We start from the raw sequence: 17,072 nt of genomic DNA, 5'->3' as shown, positions 1-17,072 counted from the left end.
CGGCGGGGACGGCGGGGACGGCGGGGACCGTACGCCGACCGTGCCGAAGCACCGCGGCCCGCGGAACGGCGAGCAGGTTGCCGTCCCTACACGGCGAGCAGGCGGCGCACCTCCTCGCCGTGCAGGTCCTCGGCGGCGCCGGTGCGCACGACCTGGCCGCCGTCCAGGATGACGAACCTGTCGGCCAGCCGCAGCGCGATGTCCAGGTACTGCTCCACGATCAGCACCGCCAGCCCCTCGGCGTGCAGCCGCTCGATGGCCGCCTCGATCTCCAGGATGATCGACGGCTGGATGCCCTCGGTCGGCTCGTCCAGGATGAGCATCCGGGGCTTGGTCACCAGCGCGCGGGCCATGGCGAGCTGCTGCTGCTGGCCGCCCGACAGGTGCCCGGCGCTGCGCTTGAGCAGCGGCCGCAGCGCGGGGAAGACGTCCAGGGCCGCGTCGATGGCCGCGCGCGGCTGCCTGGCCGCCTCCGCGGTCACCATCAGGTTGCCGAGCACCGACAGTGTGGGAAAACACTGATGGCCCTGCGGCACGTACGCCATGCCGAGCCGCACCCGCTCGTGCGGCTTGAGCCGGGTGATGTCGCGGCCGTCGAACGTGACCGTGCCGGCCGTCGCGGGCAGCACGCCCATGACGGTGTTGAGCAACGTGGTCTTGCCGACGCCGTTGCGTCCCATGACGCACACGAGCTGCCCCGGCTCGACCTCCAGCGAGACCCCGAACAGCACCCGGGCCCTCCCGTATCCCGACTCAAGGCCGGTTACCGACAGCATCGGTGGGCCTCCTCCCCAGATAGACCTCCTGCACCCGGGGATCGGCGCTGACCTGCTGCACCGATCCCTCCACGAGCACCCGGCCCTCGTGCAGCACGGTCACGGTCGATGCGTGCCGCCGCAGGAAGTCCATGTCGTGCTCCACCACGATCACCGTGTGGTCGTCGGCGATCTCGGTGAGCAGCTCACCGGTGCGCTCGCGTTCGTCGCTGGACATGCCCGCCACCGGCTCGTCCAGCAGCAGCAGCCGGGGCCGCTGCGCCAGCAGCATCCCGATCTCCAGCCACTGCCGCTGACCGTGGGAGAGAACGCCCGCTGAACGTTCGGCGAGCTCTTCGAGGCCGGTCCTGGCCAGAGCCTCGGCGACCGCCTCCGACACGCCCCGGCGCCGCCTGGCCAGCGACCACAGCGGCCTGCGGAAACTGGCAGCCAGGTCGAGGTTCTCCACCACGGTGAGCTCCTCGAACACGACCGAGGTCTGGAAGGTGCGGCCCACGCCGAGCCGCACGATCCGGTGCTCCTTGCGGCCCACCAGGTCGTGCCCGTCGAACCGGACGCTGCCCGCCGCGGGCCTGGTCAGGCCGGTGATCACGTCGATCAGCGTGGTCTTGCCCGCGCCGTTGGGGCCGATGAGGAAGCGCAGCTCGCCCTCCGGCACGGTCAGGTTCACGCCGTCGAGCGCGCGGAACCCGTCGAACACCACGTGCACGTCACGTAGTTCGAGCACGGCGCAACCTCCCCGCCAGCCCCACGACGCCCTTCGGGGCCAAAGTCATGACCAGGATGAACAGCGCGCCCTGCAGGTACAGCCAGCCGTCGGCGAACTGCTCGCTGAACGCGGTCTTGGCGTAACCCATGACGACCGCGCCGAGCACGGCCCCGGCCAGCGCGTGCCGCCCGCCCACGGCCACCGCGACGACCAGCTCCAGCGAGGGCACCACGCCGAGCAGGGCGGGCGAGATGATGCCGACGACCGGCACGAACAGCGCGCCCGCCAGCCCCGCCATGCCCGCCGAGAGGGCGAAGGTGACGGTCTTGACCAGGGCCGGGTCGTAGCCGAGGAAGCGCACCCGGTCCTCGCCGTCCCGGACCGCGACGAGCAGCCGGCCGTACCGGCTCCGTACGAGCTGCCGGGTGGCCAGGTAGAGGACGCCCAGCACGCCGGCGACCACCAGGTAGAGCCCGCGCTGCGTGGAGTCCTCGGCCAGGTCCTGGCCGAACAGCTCGAAGAAGTTCGTCATGCCGTTGGTGCCGCCGGTCAGGCCCTGCTGGCCGACGAGCAGGATGACCATGGCGGCGGCCAGGGCCTGGGTGAGGATGGCGAAGTACGCGCCGCGTACCCGCTGCCGGAACACCAGTGTGCCCAGGACCAGCGCGAGCGCCACGGGCCCCAGGATCGCCATGCCGACGGCGAAGACCGGGTTGGCGAACGGCACCCACAACGCCGGCAGCTCCTCCACCCCGCTCCACACCATGAAGTCCGGCAGCCCGCCGCCCTCGGCGAGCTTGAGGTACATCGCCATGGAATAGCCGCCGAGCCCGAAGAACACGCCCTGCCCGAGGGTGAGCATGCCGCCCTGCCCCCAGGCCAGCCCGATCCCGAGCGCGACGATCGCGTAGCACAGGTATTTCGCCAGCAGCCCCAGCCGGAACGGCTCCAGCAGCAGCGGGGCGGCCACCAGCGCGATCACGGCCACCGTCGCGAAGGGCAGATGTCGTCTGATCATGTGAGCACCCTCGACCTGAGCACGAACAGGCCCTGCGGCCGCACCTGCAGGAACGCGATGACCACGGCGAAGACCAGCACCTTGGCGAGCGAGGCGTCGGACCAGAACTCGGCGTAGGAGTTGAGCAGCCCGAGCCCGGCCGCCGCCAGCACCGCGCCGCGCAACTGCCCCAGCCCACCCGCGACGACGACCAGGAACGCGTCGACGATGTAGTACGTGCCGAGCGCCGGCCCCACCGGCCCGATGAGCGTCAGCGCCACCCCGGCCACGCCCGCCAGCCCCGACCCGATGAAGAACGTCAGCATGTCCACCCGGCCGGTGTCGATGCCGCTGGTGGCGGCGAGCCGCCGGTTCTGCACCACGGCCTGGGTCCGGCGGCCGAGCCGGGTGCGGGTGAGGTAGACCCAGACGGCGACCACGCCCGCGACCGCGAGCCCCATGATGAACAGCCGGTTGTAGGGCAGGATCCCCACCCCTCCGGCCAGCCAGGCGGGCGCCGGCACCTGCACGTTGGGCGCGCCGAACAGGTCGCGGGCGAGCTGCTGCAGCACCAGGCTGACGCCCCAGGTGAGCAGCAGCGTGTCCAGCGGCCGCCCGTAGAAGTGCCGGATGGCGGCCCGCTCCAGGACCAGCCCCATCACCCCGGCCACCAGGAACGCCACCGGCAGCGCCGGCACGAGATCCCCCATCAGGAACGCGGTGTAGGCGCCCGCCATGATGAACTCGCCGTGCGCCATGTTGATCACGCCCATCTGCCCGAACGTGAACGTCAGCCCGAGCGCGATGAGCAGCAGCACCGCCCCGATGGACAGCCCGATGGGGAGCTGGTTGAGGAAGGCCGTCATCACTGGCCCGCCAGCCCGGCCGCCCATGGGTAGCCCTTGAGGTAGGGATCGGGCTTGATCGGCTCGCCCGAGTCCCACACCTGCTTGATCAGGCCGTCCGGCTGGACGACGCCGATGCGCGCGGTCTTGTACATGTGCTGGGTCTCGCCGTCGATGGTGACCAGGCCCTCGGGCCGTTCCAGCGCGATGCCGGGCGCGGCCTTCCTGACCGCCTCGACCTCGGTGGTGCCCGCCTTCTTGACGGCCTCGGCCCACAGGTAGACGGCGTTGTAGCCGGCCTCCATGGGGTCGCTCGTGACCTTGGCGGCGCCGTACCTGGCCTTGTACGCCTTGACGAAGGCGGCGTTGGCCGGGGTGTCGGTGGTCTGGTAGTAGTTCCAGGCGACCGGCTGGCCGGCGATGTTGTCCACGCCGATGCCGGTGACCTCCTCCTCGGCGATGCTCACCGACAGCACCGGCATGCTCTCCGCCGTGGCCCCGGCGCTCTTGAGTTGTTTGAAGAAGGCGACGTTGCTGTCTCCGTTGAGCGTGTTGAAGACGGCGTCCGGCCTGGCCCCCATGACCTTGTTGACCAGGGTGGAGTATTCGGTGTGGCCGAGCGGCGTGTACTCCTCGCCGAGGATCGTCATCCCGTTCGCGGCCGCGTACGCTTTGATGATCTTGTTGGCGGTACGCGGGAAGACGTAGTCGCTGCCGACCAGGAACAGCGACTTCTCGCCCTGCTCCCTCAGGTAGTCCAGGCCGGGGATGATCTGCTGGTTGGTGGTGGCGCCGGTGTAGAAGATGTACGGGGAGCTCTCCAGGCCCTCGTACTGCACCGGATACCACAGCAGCGCCTTGTGGCGTTCGAAGACCGGCAGCATCGCCTTCCTGCTGGCCGAGGTCCAGCCGCCGAAGACGGTGGCGACCTTGTCCTGGCGGATGAGCTTGGTGGCCTTCTCCGCGAACGTGGGCCAGTCGGAGGCGCCGTCCTCCACCACGGGGACGAGCTTCTTGCCCAGCACGCCGCCGGCCTTGTTGATCTCCTCGATCGCCAGCAGCTCGGCGTCGCGCACGGTGACCTCGCTGATCGCCATGGTGCCGCTGAGCGAGTGCAGGAGCCCGACCTTGATCGCGTTGGGGTCGGCGGCGGTCCCGGCGCCGGACCCGCAGGCCACGAGGGGTAAGGCGAGCAGTACGGAGAGAATCGGGCGGGGGATGCGCACGGCGGGTTCCTTCCTGCCGACCGGTACTGCGAGAAAGGTGACTCCGCGAAATTTCCCGGGGAGATCCCGGATGTTAATTGGCCATTGCCAACTATTCACAAACGCACAAAACCCGACATACGGCGGTTCGCCGCAGCGCGAAACGAACACGACATCGCCCGGCAACAGCGTGGAAACGGCCGGTTCCTATGGTCCGGCCATGCGGCTTACCTCACACGAGCAGGAGCGGCTGCTCATCCACGTCGCCGCCGGGGTGGCGCGCGAGCGGCGGGCCAGGGGCTTGCGGCTCAACCACCCCGAGGCCACCGCCGTCATCGCGTCGTTCCTGATGGAGGGAGCCAGGGACGGGCGCACCGTGGCCGAGTTGATGGAGGCCGGCCGGTCCGTGCTCGGCCGGGAGGACGTCATGGAGGGAGTGCCGGAGATGCTGGACACCGTGCAGATCGAGGCCACGTTCCCGGACGGCACCAAGCTGGTCACCGTGCACAGGCCGATCCCGTGATCCCCGGCGAATACCTGCACCCCGAGGGCACCCTGGCGCTCAACCCCGGGCGCGAGCGGGTGACGGTGCGGGTGGTCAACACGGCCGACCGGCCGGTGCAGGTGGGGTCGCACTACCACTTCGCGGCTGTCAACCCGGGGCTGGAGTTCGACCGGAAGGCGGCCTGGGGGATGCGGCTGGACGTGCCGGCCGGGACGGCGGTCAGGTTCGAGCCGGGCGTCGAACGGGACGTGACCCTGGTGCCGATCGCGGGTCACCGGGTGGTGCCGGGCCTGCGGCCGGAGTGGGCGGGGCCGCTCGATGTATGACGGAGCTCGGATCTCGCGCGCCCGATACGCGGCGCTCTACGGGCCCACCGTCGGCGACCGGATCCGGCTGGCCGACACCGACCTGTTCGTGGAGGTCACCGAGGACCGGTCGATGGGGGCGGCGGGGCCCGGCGACGAGGCGGTGTTCGGCGGCGGCAAGGTGATACGCGAGTCCATGGGGCAGGCCAGGACCACCCGCGCGGAGGGCGCGGCCGACCTGGTCATCACCGGCGCGGTGATCCTCGACCACTGGGGGGTGGTCAAGGCCGACGTCGGCGTCCGCGACGGCCGCATCCAGGCCGTCGGCAAGGCCGGCAACCCCGACACCATGGACGGCGTGGACGTGGTCATCGGCCCGTCCACGGAGGTGCTCGCGGGCAACGGCAAGATCCTCACCGCCGGGGGCGTCGACTCCCACGTCCACCTCATCTGCCCGCAACTGCTGGAGGAGGCCATCGGGTCCGGCGTCACCACGATCGTGGGGGGCGGCACCGGGCCGGTCGAGGGCACCAAGGCCACGACCGTCACCGGGGCCTGGTATCTGGGCCGGATGCTGGAGTCGCTGGACGCGTACCCGCTGAACTTCGCGCTGCTCGGCAAGGGCAACACCGTCAGCGCCGACGGGCTGCTGGAGCAGTTGCGGGCCGGGGCCTCGGGGTTCAAGCTGCACGAGGACTGGGGGACCACGCCGGCCGCCATCGACGCCTGCCTGAGCGTGGCCGAAACGTCCGGGGTGCAGGTCACCATCCACACCGACACGCTGAACGAGGCCGGGTTTCTCGAGTCGACGCTGAAGGCCATCGGGGACCGGACGATCCACGCCTATCACACGGAAGGGGCGGGTGGCGGGCACGCGCCGGACATCATCCGGGTGGCCTCCTACCCCAACGTCCTGCCCTCCTCCACCAACCCGACCCGGCCGCACACCGTCAACACGCTCGACGAGCACCTCGACATGCTGATGGTCTGCCACCACCTCAACCCGTCGATCCCCGAGGACCTGGCCTTCGCCGAGTCCCGCATCAGGCCCGCCACGATGGCCGCCGAGGACGTGCTGCACGACCTGGGGGCGATCTCGATCATCGGGTCGGACTCGCAGGCGATGGGGCGGATCGGCGAGACGATCATCCGTACGTGGCAGACGGCGCACGTCATGAAGGCGCGGCGGGGGGTGCTGGGGGACGGGCCCGCGGATAACCTGCGCGCCCAGCGATATATCGCGAAATATACGATATGTCCGGCTATCGCCCATGGGCTGGATGCCGAGATCGGCTCCGTCGAGCACGGCAAGCTCGCCGACCTCGTCCTGTGGGACCCGGCCTTCTTCGGGGTCAAGCCGGACCTCGTGCTCAAGGGCGGCGTGGTGGCCTGGGCCCAGATGGGCGACGCCAACGCCTCCATCCCCACGCCCCAGCCGGTGCTCCCCCGTCCCATGTTCGGCGCCACGCCGGTCACCGCCGCGGCCACCTCCCTGCACTTCGTCTCTCCCCTGGCGCTGGAGTCCGGTCTCGCCGACCGGCTCGCCGTACGCCGCCGGCTGGCCGTGGTGCAGGACGTACGCGAACGCGGGAAGTCCACGATGCCCCTCAACGACGCGACACCCCGGATCGAGGTGGCACCCGACACGTTCGAGGTCCGCATCGACGGCGACCTCATCGAGCCCGCCCCCGCCACCAGCCTGCCCATGGCCCAGCGTTACTTCCTGTTCTGATGCACCCGGCCCTGCTGCTCCTCACCGACTCCCGCCTCCCGGCCGGCGGCCACGCCCACTCCGGCGGCACCGAACAGGCCATCGCCTCGGGAGCCGTCCACGACGTCCCCACGTTGGCGGCCTTCCTGAGGGGCCGCCTGCACACCACGGGCACGGTCACAGCCGCCCTCACGGCCGCCGCCTGCACCCACGCCGCCACGGCCACCCTCGCTCAGGCCGCCACCACCGCCACACCGGCGCGCTCGACCCCCGCCACCGAACCGCCACCCATCCGGGAGACGCTCAGCGCCGAGCCACCTGAAGCGCCGGACTCGGGAGAGCCCTCCGGTGCCTCGGGATGGGGGCTGCTGGATGCCGAGGTGGATGCCAGGACCGCCAGTCCCGCCCAGCGGGACGTCTCCAGGACGCAGGGCCGGTTGCTGCTGCGGGTGGCCCGCCGCGTGTGGCCGTCGCCGGTGCTGGACGGGCTGGCGGCCGATTCACCCAACCCGCACCACCCGATCGCGCTCGGCGCGGCGGCACACGCGGCGGGCGCCACCCCGGAGGAGGCCGCCCTGGCGGCGGCCTACCACGCGGTCAGCGGCCCGGCCACGGCGGCGGTCCGGCTCCTGGGCCTGGACCCGGTCGCCGTCCACGGCCTCCTGGCGTCCCTCGCTCCCGACCTCGCCGCGGTGACCGCCCAGGCGAGCCGCCGCACCACACACCAAACGTCCTGCCCGGCACACCAGGACTGCGGCCAGGGCTCGTGCTGGGCGGTGTTGCCCGCCTACTCGGCGCCGGCGCTGGACCTGCTGGCCGAGCGGCACGCCACGGCCGACGTCAGGCTGTTCGTCTCATAGGAAGGACACACGCGACATGGGCGCCAACCACGAGGACCATCACCACGCCCCCGACGGCCGCGACCGGGCGCTGCGGCTCGGAGTGGGCGGCCCGGTCGGCAGCGGCAAGACGGCCCTGGTGGCGGCCCTGTGCCGGACGCTGGGCCGGTCGTTGTCGCTCGGCGTGGTGACCAACGACATCTACACCACCGAGGACGCCGACTTCCTGCGCCGGGCGGGCGTGCTCGACCAGGAGCGCATCCTCGCCGTCGAGACCGGCTGCTGCCCGCACACCGCCATCCGCGACGACATCGCCGCGAACCTCGACGCCGTGGAGACCCTGGAACACCGCTTCGGCCCGCTGGACCTGGTGATCGTGGAGAGCGGCGGTGACAACCTGACGGCCACGTTCAGCCGGGGCCTGGCCGACCGGCAGATCTTCGTGCTGGACGTGTCGGGCGGCGACAAGGTGCCGCGCAAGGGTGGCCCCGGCGTCACCACGGCCGACCTCCTGGTCATCAACAAGACCGACCTCGCCGCCATGGTCGGCGCCGACCTGGACGTGATGGCCAGGGACGCGGCGGCCGTGCGCGGCGACAGGCCGGTCATGTTCACCTCGATCAGGCGGGACCCCACGGCCACCACGGTCGCCACCTGGGTCTCCGGCGAGGTGTCGGCCTGGTCCCACCCTGCCCCCGTCTCCTGATGCCCGCGCCCTCCACACCACCGGCCCCGGCATCACGCCGGGCGATGCGGGCCCGTGCCGCCGTGGCGACCGCCCTGTCATCCGGCGGCCGTACCGTCGTCCGGCGCCTGGCCTCGGCGCCCCCGCTGACGTTGCGCCAGACGGGCCCGTACACCGTGCACCTCGTCTCCACGGCGGCGGGCCCGCTCGGCGGCGACCGGCTGGCGCTGGAGGTGGACGTCGCCCCGCGTACGACGCTGGAGCTGGGCTCGGTCGCGAGCACACTCGTCCTGCCCGGTGACGGCGAGTCGGAGCTGCTGATCACCGCCCGGGTGGGCACGGGCGCCACACTGCGCTTCACCCCGGAGCCGACGGTGCTCGCCACCGGGTGCGAGCACCGCCTCCTGGTACGCCTCACGCTGGAACCGGACGCGAACGTGCTGTGGCGGGAGGAGATCGTCCTCGGCCGGTACGGCGAGAGCGCGGGCCGCTGCCACGCCCGCTTCGACGCCACCCTCGACGGCCTGCCGCTGCTCAGACAGGAGTTCACCGTCGGCGACCCGGCGCTGGACACCTCCCCCGCCGTCTACGGGACGGCCCGCTGCGTCGGCACCACGTTCCTGACGGCCGTCACCAAGGAGCCACGGGTGGCCGACGGGGTCGCCGTGCTGCCGCTGGCCGGCCCCGGCACGCTGGTGTCCGCCCTGGCCGCCGACGCGGTCGGGTTGCGCTCGCGCCTCGAATGGGGCGAGCGCGCCGCCGTCGATGGTGACGACACCGTTGCGTACGGTGGTGGGAGGCCCTCCCCCGGCTTACAGTGATCGTGTGGCCGATTACCTCCAGTCCACGCCCGCCAGGCCGCGCGCCCGCCGCGGCTACGCGCTGGCCGTGGTCGTCGCCGGAGCGCTCCTGGTGTGCTGCGCGGTCCTGCCGTGGGCCGGCATGGAGGCCAGGAGCGAGCTGCTCGGCGGCGGGGTGGCCGACGACGTGCGCGGCATCGACGACACCCTCGGCGTCTACACGCTGGTGGCCGGGCTGGCGGCGCTGGCGTGCGGCCTGGCAGGCGCGCTCACCCGCCCGAGGATCGCCGCCCTGGCCGTCCTTCCCGGGGCGCTGGCGGTGCCGGCGCTGGTGATGTTCGTCAGCAGTGGCAGCGGTCTGGGCGACCGGGTCTCCTTCCACCTGGGCGATCTGCTGTCGATCGAGCCGGTGATCAGGTTCGGCTGGTTCGCCGCGCTGGCCAGCGCGCTGGCGGTGGTCGTGCTCTCGCTCCTGGCCCTCTTCAGACGCTAGAAGGGCGGCGGGGCCGATCAGTCGTAGAAGCCCAGGCGGCGAAGCTGCTTGGGGTCGCGCTGCCAGTCCTTGGCCACGCTGATGCGCAGGTCCAGGTAGACGCGGGTGCCCAGCAGCGCCTCGATCTGCTGGCGGGCCTTGGTGCCCACCTCACGCAGCCGCCCTCCCTTGTGCCCGATGACGATCGCCTTCTGTGAGGGCCGCTCCACGAACATGTGCGCGTAGATGTCCAGCAGGTCGTCGCGCCCCTCCCGGGGCAGCATCTCGTCCACGACCACGGCGATCGAGTGCGGGAGCTCGTCGCGGACGCCCTCCAGCGCCGCCTCCCGGATCAGCTCACCCACCAGCACCTGCTCGGGCTCGTCGGTGAGCTGCCCGTCCTCATAGAGCGGCGGCGACTCCGGCAGGTGCCGGATCAGTATGTCGGCCAGCACGTCGAGCTGCTCACCCGACTGCGCGGACACCGGCACCACCGCCGCGAACTCCGCCACCTCGGAAACCGCGAGCAACTGCGCCGCGATCTGCTCCCTGCTCGCCAGGTCGCACTTGGTCACGACCGCGACGACGGGGGTCTTCTTGACCGCCGACAGCTTGTCGGCGATGAACCGGTCGCCCTTGCCGATCGGCTCGTTGGCGGGCACGCAGAAACCGATCACGTCCACCTCGGTCAGCGTGGACAGCACCAGGCTGTCGAGCCGCTCGCCGAGCAGCGTGCGCGGGCGGTGCAGCCCCGGCGTGTCCACGATGACGAGCTGGGCGTCGGGCCGGTGCACGATGCCCCTGATGGCGCGTCTGGTCGTCTGCGGCTTGGAGGAGGTGATCGCCACCTTCGTGCCGACCAAAGCGTTCATCAGCGTGGACTTGCCGACGTTCGGCCTTCCCACGAAGCAGGCGAATCCGGCGCGATGGCTGTCTGGCGAAGTCACATACTGCATTCTGGCCCATCAACCGGCATGGGCACGCCACCACGCGAACGCCTGGGGCGCCACCAGCGGCGTCCACGCCGTCGTACGCAGGCCCGCGAGCTCCTCCTCCGACACCCATCGATAGTCGTTGATCTCCACGCCGTCCGGCTTCGGTTCGCCCGCGACGATCACGCAACCGTAGGCCGCGATGACGTAGCCCACCTGGTGACCGTTCGGGTAGACCGTGCGGAAGGCGGGGCCGCCGTAGACGCCGATCAGGCCGCGTACCTCGACGTCGATGCCGAGCTCCTCCTGCAGCTCCCTGACCACGGCGTCCTCGGGCCGCTCGTCCGGGTCCACGCCGCCGCCGGGGGCCGCCCAGCGGTGCACGTCACCGTGCGAGGCCATCAGGACCCGGCCGTCCCCGTCGAACACGAACCCCGACACGGACGGCAGCATGATCAGCTCAGAACCGACCTTCTCCCGCAATTTCGCCAGAAACGGCGACATCGGCATGTCAGCCCCGCAAGGTGCCGTCGGGGCCGGCCACGAGCAGCGTCTTGACGCCCAGCTCCGCGGCCACGGCCGTGTCGGCGGGGCTCGGCTCGCCCTCGGTCACCAGTGCCACGCCCTCCAGGGAGCGCGCCCCGCTGGAGACCGCCATGGCCACCGCCACCTGCACCGCCGACAGGGTCAGCGACTCCAGCGCGACGTTCGCGGCCGCATATGTGCGTCCGGTCTCGTCGCGGACAGCGGCCCCCTCCGCGGAGCCGTTGCGGGCCCGGGTCGACCGGGCCAGAGTGATGATCTTGCTGTCTTCAGGATCGAGTGTCGTCACGGCTCATAGGTTAAGCGGTGGCCATCGAAATGACCGCCTCGACCACGTCGCGGGTGCGGCCGGTATCCACGGCGTCCATGCCCGTGTGCACCACGGACACCAGGGTGTCGTCCACCCGGGACAGCACGACGTCCATGGTGTACGGGTAGCCGTTCAGCCGGCCCTGCAGCCGCGCGGCCACCGCCTCGTCCCAGGTGCCCTCGATCTCCAGCTCCTGGGGCCGCAGGTCGGTGCCGTCCGGGCCGCGTACCATCCGGCACGACTCCAGCGCCTCGGCCAGGTCGTCGAGCCGGTCCTCGGCCGCGTCGCCCGCGTAGCGTGCCAGCCCCACCCCGGCCTGCTCCCCCAGCCCATCGCCGCGGTAGGTGACCGCCGCCTGGGCGGTGAGCTCCCGGCCGGGCGCCTGGCCGCCGGCCGGCTCCAGCATGGCCCGGCAGTTGCGGTCCGCCTGCCCGAACGGCACCCGCCACGCCTGATCCGGCCTGACCGTGAAACCGTCGGGCAGCCGGGGCTCCCTGCTCAGCACGGCGCGCAACTGAGCCGTGGCGTGCGCGTCGAGCACGCTCGCCGTCTCCCCGCCACCACATCCGGTCAGGGCGCAGGCCAGCATCCCGCAGGCGATGATCTCGCGATTCATGATCCCCCCTGGATCGCAGCCTCCCCCGCCGACGAATGTGGAAATCCACCGAGGTTCCCACCAATACGCAAAAAGGGTGCTCTCACCCGGTTATCCGGACGAGAACACCCTTTACGCCGACCAACGCCCCGGCCGGGACGCTGTTCGTTCCCCCCAGGAGCGACCGTCCGCCGCGAACCCCACCCGGCCTTCGGTCGCTCCTTTGTGACACCCACCGCACTGGATGTCGTGATTAGAGAGTGCCGGACCCGGGTTGCAGATCGCTTGTAGAACGCTTGCGGGCACCTGCCTCATTTGTCCACCCAACGATCCACCCGCAAGCGACCGCCCGGCGGTTCACTCGCGTTCGGCGGCCGCCGGCACGACTTCGTCCTCGGGCGGAATGATCCGGCGGACCACCACGGTGCTGATGCGGTTGCGGCGCCCCGCCAGGCTCTCCGCGGTGAGTGTGAGCCCGGCCACCTCCGCGTGCGAACCCGCGATCGGCACCCGCCCGAGCGCGTGGGCCAGCAGCCCGCCCACGGTCTCCACGTCGTCCACCTCGATCTCCGCGTGGAACAACTCGGCCAGCTCGTCCACCGGCATCCGGGCCGTCACCCGCAGGGCGCCGTCCGGCATGGACTCCACCCGCGGCGCCTCCTGGTCGTATTCGTCGGTGATCTCGCCGACGATCTCCTCCAGCACGTCCTCGATGGTGACCAGGCCGGCGGTGCCGCCATATTCGTCGATGACGATGGCCATGTGGATCTGGCGCGCCTGCATCTCACGCATGAGCTGGTCGATGGGCTTGCTCTCCGGCACGTAAGCCGCCGAACGCATGATCGACTCGACCGTCTCCTTGCCGCCGCCCTCCCCCGTCTCATGGATCTTGCGGGCGATGTCCTTGAGGTAGGCGATGCCGATGACGTCGTCCTCGTTCTCGCCCACCACCGGAATGCGGGAGAACCCGCTGCGCAGCGCCAGGGACAGGGCCTGGCTGATGGTCTTGCCCCGCTCGATGTAGACCATGTCGGTGCGCGGCACCATGACCTCGCGCACCAGTGTGTCACCCAGCTCGAAGACCGAATGGATCATCTCGCGCTCGTCTGGCTCGATGACCCTGCGCTCCTCGGCCAGGTCGACCAGGTCACGCAACTCGGCCTCAGAGGTGAACGGCCCGTCGCGGAACCCCTTGCCAGGCGTCAGGGCGTTGCCCAGCAGGATGAGCAGCTTGGGCAGCGGGCCGAAGATCCGGGTCAGGCCGTAGACGATCGGGGCGCTGGCCAGCGCCACCGGCTCGGCGTGCTGACGGCCCAGCGTACGCGGCATGACCCCGACCACGACATAGCTGATCACGATCATCACGACGGCCGCCCACACATAGGCCCAGCCCTGGTCGTTGAGCAGGTCGATGAACAGCAGCGTCGCGATCACCGTGGCCACCAGCTCGCAGCTCAGCCTGAGCAGCAACAGCAGGTTGAGGTAGCGGGGCGGATCGGTCACGATGGCCCGCAGCCGCGCCGCCCCCCGCCTGGAGTCGCGCACGTATTCCTCGGCGCGCACCCTGGAGATGCGCGTCAGTGCCGTCTCCGCCCCGGCGATCAGGCCACCGATGATCACGAGGACGATGGCCAGCAGCAACCAGGCGTTCACCGCGGGTCGCGCACCCCCTGCCACGACTCCAGGAGCCGGGCCTGTAGTCCGAACATCTCCTTGTGCTCCTCGGGCTCGGCATGGTCGTAGCCGAGCAGGTGGAGGATGCCGTGCGTGCACAGCAACTCCAACTCGTCCGTGGCGCTGTGCCCCGCCTCCTCCGCCTGCCTGGCGGCCACCTGCGGGCAGAGCACGACGTCACCGAGCAGCGCCGGATCGGCCGGGCTCTCCGCGTCGCCGCGCGCGCCCCCGCCCGGACGCAACTCGTCCATCGGGAACGCCAGCACGTCGGTCGGGCCCGGCTCGCCCATCCACTTCTCGTGCAACTCGGCCATGGCGTCCTCGTCGACCACGACGACGGACAGCTCGGCCAGCGGATTGATGCCCATCTCACGGAGCACATGAGCCGCCAGCGCGCCGAGCCGCTCCTCGTCGACCCCGACCCCCGACTCGTTGTTGATCTCAATGCTCATGTTCGCTCACCCGTCGTTTCCCCCGTTGCTGCTGGAGACGCTTGGGCTCCTGCAGCGCGTCGTAGCGCCCGTAGGCGTCGACGATGTCGCTGACCAGCTTGTGCCGCACCACATCGGCACTGGACAGGCGCGCGAAGTGAATGTCGGGAATGCCGTCGAGAATCTCCTGCACCACCCGCAACCCGCTCAGCGTCCCCGCAGGCAGGTCGACCTGCGTCACGTCACCGGTCACCACGATCTTGGAGTTGAACCCGAGCCTGGTCAGGAACATCTTCATCTGCTCGGCCGAGGAGTTTTGCGCCTCGTCGAGGATGATGAAAGCGTCATTGAGCGTGTTGTGCGTCAGCAGGAAGTCCTCGGTGACATAGAGCGAGTCCTCCGCCGCCACCTGGATGCAGACACACTCCGCCGTGCCACGCGACTCGATGCGGTCCACGAAGCGCATGGGACGACCGCCCCCGTACGCCTTGTAGATCTCCGCCTTCCGCGACAACCGGAACGGCTCGATGCCCTCCGGCAGCCGGATGTCGAGAACATGTGCGTCATGGCGGTGGCGGACCTGCCTCCCCCTCGCCAGGCCCGGCTTACGCCCTCCCGCCGGACGCGTGCGCCAGTAGACCACACCGCCGAGGGACTGGACCAGGAAGACGACATCGTCACGAAGCCGTGGCGACACCGTGGCGAACTGGATCCTGCATGTGCGGTCCTGCTGGGCGACAGGACCCCCGTCGGCGTCGAGCAGACCCTGCAGCACCGCGAGTCTCACCTCCGGCGTATTGCGGAGATAGACCTCGGGAACGAATTTCGTGTGCGATCCGCACCCGGAAAGCTGCAGCCGCCGCATGACGTCAGTGATCGGATTGGCGATCGTCATGCTGTCACCGGGCTGTCTCACCCGGTTGAGCACATAGTCGGGCCCGCCTCTCCACCTCGCCCGCACGCCAGGGAGAGAACGCTCAAGCGCCTCGACGAGCTCCGGGTCGTTGGTGGCGAAACTCGGTGTGGTCGTCCCGGTGACGCAGCCGTCGCCCAAGAGCAGGCCGAGCGCATAGGGATCCATGGGGACCGCCTGCTCCGGGAAGCGGACCGGCGCGCTCAGCAGCGGCAACTCCCACTTGCGGTAGTGCGCCGTCCGCAGGTCACCGATCATCTCCTTCGTCTCCAGCACCCGCCACGGCTTTCCCCGATTGGCGTCGTCGCGAGTGCGCACAGCCCAGAGATGGTCTTCGGAGGCGAGCACCGAGGCGCCGTCCTGGCTGTAGAGCCGGTAGATCTTCTTTTCGCCCTGCGGATAAACCCCGAGCACAGGAGTCGGCTCGCCGTTGGACCCGATGACGAGGTCACCGACTTCCAACTCTCCGATGGAGCGGAACCCGTCCGGTGTGAGCACACCTGTCCCATTTGGGAGGGCTCTACCACGCATATAGGCGAGGGGGGCGACCTCGATGGTGCCGGCGGCCATCAGCTTGGGGATGGAGTCGGGGTCGATCATGTCGTGCAGCGCGTCGTAGAGCGGCCGCAGGTAGGGGTCGATCTTCTCGTAGAGGGTGCCGGGCAGGAAGCCGAGCCGCTCGCCGGCCTCGACGGCCGGGCGGGTCAGGATGATCCGGTTGACCCGCTTCTCCTGCAGCGCGCGCACGGCCTTGGCCATCGCGAGGTAGGTCTTGCCGGTGCCCGCCGGTCCGATGCCGAACACGATCGTGTGCTTGTCGATCGCGTCGACGTAGCGCTTCTGGTTGACGGTCTTCGGCCGGATGGTCCGCCCGCGTGAGGAGAGGATGTCGAGCGACAGCACCTCGGCGGGACGGTCGGAGGTCATGCGGAGCATGGCGATGCTGCGCTCGACCGCGTCGGGGGTGAGCTCGCCACCGCTGCGCAGCACTTCGACCAGTTCCTCGAACAGGCGCACCACGGTGCCGCTCTCGTCGGGGGAGCCGGTGACGGTGATCTCGTTGCCCCGTACATGGATGTCGGCCCTGAAGGCCCCCTCGATGACGCGCAGCAGCTCGTCACGGGAGCCCAGGAGGCTGACCATCGGGTATTCGTCCGGGATCAGCACCTTGGCTTGAGTGCGCGAGGGAGGTGCTGAGCGTCGGGATTCGTGTAGTTCGGACATGGGCAGGCCAGCGGCCTGATGCCTCCCGGGTCTCTTTCGGTGTACTTCTCAGCCCATCGTAGCCGGGACCAGGCTGATTGCTCGCGCCAATATCACCCGTGCGGCCCGCACGGGCACGGCTAGCCGGGCGGCCAGGTCAGGGGGCGCCCGCCCAGCACGTGGGCGTGCACGTGGAACACGGTCTGGCCGGCCCCGGGGCCGGTGTTGAGGACGACCCGGTAGCCGCCGTCGGCCACGCCTTCCTGCTCGGCCACGGCGTGCGCGGCCAGCAGCACCGCGTCGGCGAGCCCCTGGTCGGCCCGGGCCAGCGCGGCGGCGTCGGCGTGGTGCTCCTTGGGAATGACCAGTACGTGGGTGGGGGCCTGTGGGTTGATGTCGCGGAACGCCAGCGCCCTGTCGGTCTCGTAGACGACCTCCGCGGGCACTTCCTTGGCCACGATTTTGCAGAAGAGACAGTCGCTCACAACTGGCACCCTATCTACCACGGTGACATCGGCAGTCCGTTGCGAATCGGTAATCCTCTGTGTCGTGCGTGGGAAGATCCACGCGGTTAGGGTGAGTGTGCGACACTTCAGCAAAAAAACAGACGATTCAGGGTCGG

The 17,072-nt window shown here is 70.4% G+C and carries 19 protein-coding genes and 3 pseudogenes; 7 read left to right on the top strand and 15 right to left on the bottom strand.

From position 1 onward, the window contains the following. Positions 1-86: 86 nt before the first annotated feature. Genes urtE through urtA form a run of 5 tightly spaced genes read right to left on the bottom strand, consistent with a single transcriptional unit; the run spans position 87 to position 4,553 of the window. Positions 87-776 (bottom strand): urea ABC transporter ATP-binding subunit UrtE, encoded by a 690-nt coding sequence (urtE, locus tag ABGB18_RS06065; protein ID WP_347694356.1) that lies wholly within the window; start codon positions 774-776, stop codon positions 87-89. Then, positions 754-1,503, bottom strand: coding sequence for an urea ABC transporter ATP-binding protein UrtD (gene urtD, locus ABGB18_RS06060; protein ID WP_347694355.1), 750 nt, complete (start codon positions 1,501-1,503; stop codon positions 754-756). Before urtD ends, urtE begins: the two co-directional genes overlap by 23 nt. After that, entirely contained in the window at positions 1,487-2,503 is a 1,017-nt protein-coding gene (gene urtC / locus ABGB18_RS06055; protein WP_347694354.1) for an urea ABC transporter permease subunit UrtC, read from the bottom strand. Before urtC ends, urtD begins: the two co-directional genes overlap by 17 nt. Next, positions 2,500-3,348: an urea ABC transporter permease subunit UrtB gene (gene urtB / locus ABGB18_RS06050; protein WP_347694353.1), complete on the bottom strand. Its 849-nt coding sequence runs from the start codon at positions 3,346-3,348 to the stop codon at positions 2,500-2,502. The genes urtC and urtB overlap by 4 nt, the downstream gene beginning before the upstream one ends. Further along, a complete protein-coding gene (gene urtA, locus ABGB18_RS06045) occupies positions 3,348-4,553 on the bottom strand; it encodes an urea ABC transporter substrate-binding protein (RefSeq protein ID WP_347694352.1) in 1,206 nt (401 codons plus the stop codon). Before urtA ends, urtB begins: the two co-directional genes overlap by 1 nt. A 199-nt stretch (positions 4,554-4,752) precedes the next feature. Between urtA and ABGB18_RS06040 the strand changes: the two genes are divergently transcribed. The 7 genes from ABGB18_RS06040 to ABGB18_RS06010 are packed head-to-tail and all read left to right on the top strand — an operon-like array spanning position 4,753 to position 9,870. Then, the gene (locus ABGB18_RS06040) at positions 4,753-5,055 is read left to right on the top strand and encodes an urease subunit gamma (RefSeq protein WP_347694351.1); all 303 of its coding nucleotides are present in this window, start codon (positions 4,753-4,755) and stop codon (positions 5,053-5,055) included. Beyond that, on the top strand, positions 5,052-5,363 hold the full coding sequence (locus ABGB18_RS06035) for an urease subunit beta (protein WP_347694350.1): 312 nt from the start codon (positions 5,052-5,054) through the stop codon (positions 5,361-5,363). Before ABGB18_RS06040 ends, ABGB18_RS06035 begins: the two co-directional genes overlap by 4 nt. Then, the gene (locus ABGB18_RS06030; RefSeq protein WP_347694349.1) at positions 5,356-7,074 is read left to right on the top strand and encodes an urease subunit alpha; all 1,719 of its coding nucleotides are present in this window, start codon (positions 5,356-5,358) and stop codon (positions 7,072-7,074) included. The genes ABGB18_RS06035 and ABGB18_RS06030 overlap by 8 nt, the downstream gene beginning before the upstream one ends. Beyond that, the gene (locus ABGB18_RS06025; protein WP_347694348.1) at positions 7,074-7,913 is read left to right on the top strand and encodes an urease accessory UreF family protein; all 840 of its coding nucleotides are present in this window, start codon (positions 7,074-7,076) and stop codon (positions 7,911-7,913) included. The genes ABGB18_RS06030 and ABGB18_RS06025 overlap by 1 nt, the downstream gene beginning before the upstream one ends. Positions 7,914-7,929: 16 nt before the next feature. Further along, a complete protein-coding gene (gene ureG, locus ABGB18_RS06020) occupies positions 7,930-8,598 on the top strand; it encodes an urease accessory protein UreG (protein WP_347694347.1) in 669 nt (222 codons plus the stop codon). A gap of 44 nt (positions 8,599-8,642) precedes the next feature. Further along, positions 8,643-9,398, top strand: coding sequence for an urease accessory protein UreD (locus ABGB18_RS06015; RefSeq protein ID WP_347694346.1), 756 nt, complete (start codon positions 8,643-8,645; stop codon positions 9,396-9,398). 4 nt (positions 9,399-9,402) lie between these two features. Beyond that, a complete protein-coding gene (locus tag ABGB18_RS06010) occupies positions 9,403-9,870 on the top strand; it encodes a hypothetical protein (RefSeq protein WP_347694345.1) in 468 nt (155 codons plus the stop codon). A 17-nt stretch (positions 9,871-9,887) separates the two neighbouring features. Here ABGB18_RS06010 and era read toward each other — a convergent pair whose 3' ends face one another. From era to ABGB18_RS05960, 10 genes and pseudogenes are all read right to left on the bottom strand, one after another. Continuing rightward, positions 9,888-10,805, bottom strand: coding sequence for a GTPase Era (era, locus tag ABGB18_RS06005; RefSeq protein ID WP_347694344.1), 918 nt, complete (start codon positions 10,803-10,805; stop codon positions 9,888-9,890). A 9-nt stretch (positions 10,806-10,814) separates the two neighbouring features. Then, positions 10,815-11,285, bottom strand: coding sequence for an NUDIX domain-containing protein (locus ABGB18_RS06000; protein ID WP_347694343.1), 471 nt, complete (start codon positions 11,283-11,285; stop codon positions 10,815-10,817). 7 nt (positions 11,286-11,292) lie between these two features. Continuing rightward, positions 11,293-11,613: a cytidine deaminase gene (locus tag ABGB18_RS05995; protein ID WP_347694342.1), complete on the bottom strand. Its 321-nt coding sequence runs from the start codon at positions 11,611-11,613 to the stop codon at positions 11,293-11,295. A gap of 10 nt (positions 11,614-11,623) precedes the next feature. Next, complete coding sequence (locus ABGB18_RS05990) at positions 11,624-12,250, bottom strand: hypothetical protein (protein WP_347694341.1); 627 nt, start codon at positions 12,248-12,250, stop codon at positions 11,624-11,626. Between the two features lie 336 nt (positions 12,251-12,586). After that, positions 12,587-13,882, bottom strand: a complete 1,296-nt coding sequence (locus tag ABGB18_RS05985; protein ID WP_347694340.1) for a hemolysin family protein — start codon at positions 13,880-13,882, stop codon at positions 12,587-12,589. Then, positions 13,879-14,355 carry an rRNA maturation RNase YbeY gene (ybeY, locus tag ABGB18_RS05980; protein ID WP_347694339.1) on the bottom strand — a complete coding sequence of 159 codons (477 nt, stop codon included), beginning with the start codon at positions 14,353-14,355 and terminating at the stop codon, positions 13,879-13,881. Before ybeY ends, ABGB18_RS05985 begins: the two co-directional genes overlap by 4 nt. After that, positions 14,345-14,689 (bottom strand): annotated as a pseudogene (locus ABGB18_RS05975) (PhoH family protein); the annotation flags it as partial. The pseudogene ABGB18_RS05975 and the gene ybeY, both read right to left, overlap by 11 nt. A gap of 261 nt (positions 14,690-14,950) precedes the next feature. Next, positions 14,951-15,199 (bottom strand): annotated as a pseudogene (locus ABGB18_RS05970) (LAGLIDADG family homing endonuclease); the annotation flags it as partial. Positions 15,200-15,766: 567 nt separating this feature from the next. Beyond that, positions 15,767-16,471: pseudogene (locus ABGB18_RS05965) on the bottom strand (PhoH family protein); the annotation flags it as partial. 119 nt (positions 16,472-16,590) lie between these two features. After that, on the bottom strand, positions 16,591-16,935 hold the full coding sequence (locus ABGB18_RS05960) for a histidine triad nucleotide-binding protein (protein ID WP_347694338.1): 345 nt from the start codon (positions 16,933-16,935) through the stop codon (positions 16,591-16,593). Between the last annotated feature and the right edge of the window lie 137 nt (positions 16,936-17,072).

It is taken from the genome of Nonomuraea sp. B12E4 (assembly GCF_039871825.1).
Lineage (GTDB): Bacteria > Actinomycetota > Actinomycetes > Streptosporangiales > Streptosporangiaceae > Nonomuraea.
Note: the sequence above shows the minus strand (reverse complement) of the source record. Positions and strands in the feature narration are given on the sequence as shown.

Coding starts and splice junctions, on each gene's coding strand:
- ybeY (WP_347694339.1), bottom strand. CDS start 14,355: ATGAGCATTGAGATCAACAACGAGTCGGGGGTCGGGGTCGACGAGGAG.
- ABGB18_RS06015 (WP_347694346.1), top strand. CDS start 8,643: ATGCGGGCCCGTGCCGCCGTGGCGACCGCCCTGTCATCCGGCGGCCGT.
- ABGB18_RS06040 (WP_347694351.1), top strand. CDS start 4,753: ATGCGGCTTACCTCACACGAGCAGGAGCGGCTGCTCATCCACGTCGCC.
- ABGB18_RS05990 (WP_347694341.1), bottom strand. CDS start 12,250: ATGAATCGCGAGATCATCGCCTGCGGGATGCTGGCCTGCGCCCTGACC.
- era (WP_347694344.1), bottom strand. CDS start 10,805: ATGCAGTATGTGACTTCGCCAGACAGCCATCGCGCCGGATTCGCCTGC.
- urtB (WP_347694353.1), bottom strand. CDS start 3,348: ATGACGGCCTTCCTCAACCAGCTCCCCATCGGGCTGTCCATCGGGGCG.
- ABGB18_RS06025 (WP_347694348.1), top strand. CDS start 7,074: ATGCACCCGGCCCTGCTGCTCCTCACCGACTCCCGCCTCCCGGCCGGC.
- urtC (WP_347694354.1), bottom strand. CDS start 2,503: ATGATCAGACGACATCTGCCCTTCGCGACGGTGGCCGTGATCGCGCTG.
- ABGB18_RS06030 (WP_347694349.1), top strand. CDS start 5,356: ATGTATGACGGAGCTCGGATCTCGCGCGCCCGATACGCGGCGCTCTAC.
- urtE (WP_347694356.1), bottom strand. CDS start 776: ATGCTGTCGGTAACCGGCCTTGAGTCGGGATACGGGAGGGCCCGGGTG.
- ureG (WP_347694347.1), top strand. CDS start 7,930: ATGGGCGCCAACCACGAGGACCATCACCACGCCCCCGACGGCCGCGAC.
- ABGB18_RS06000 (WP_347694343.1), bottom strand. CDS start 11,285: ATGTCGCCGTTTCTGGCGAAATTGCGGGAGAAGGTCGGTTCTGAGCTG.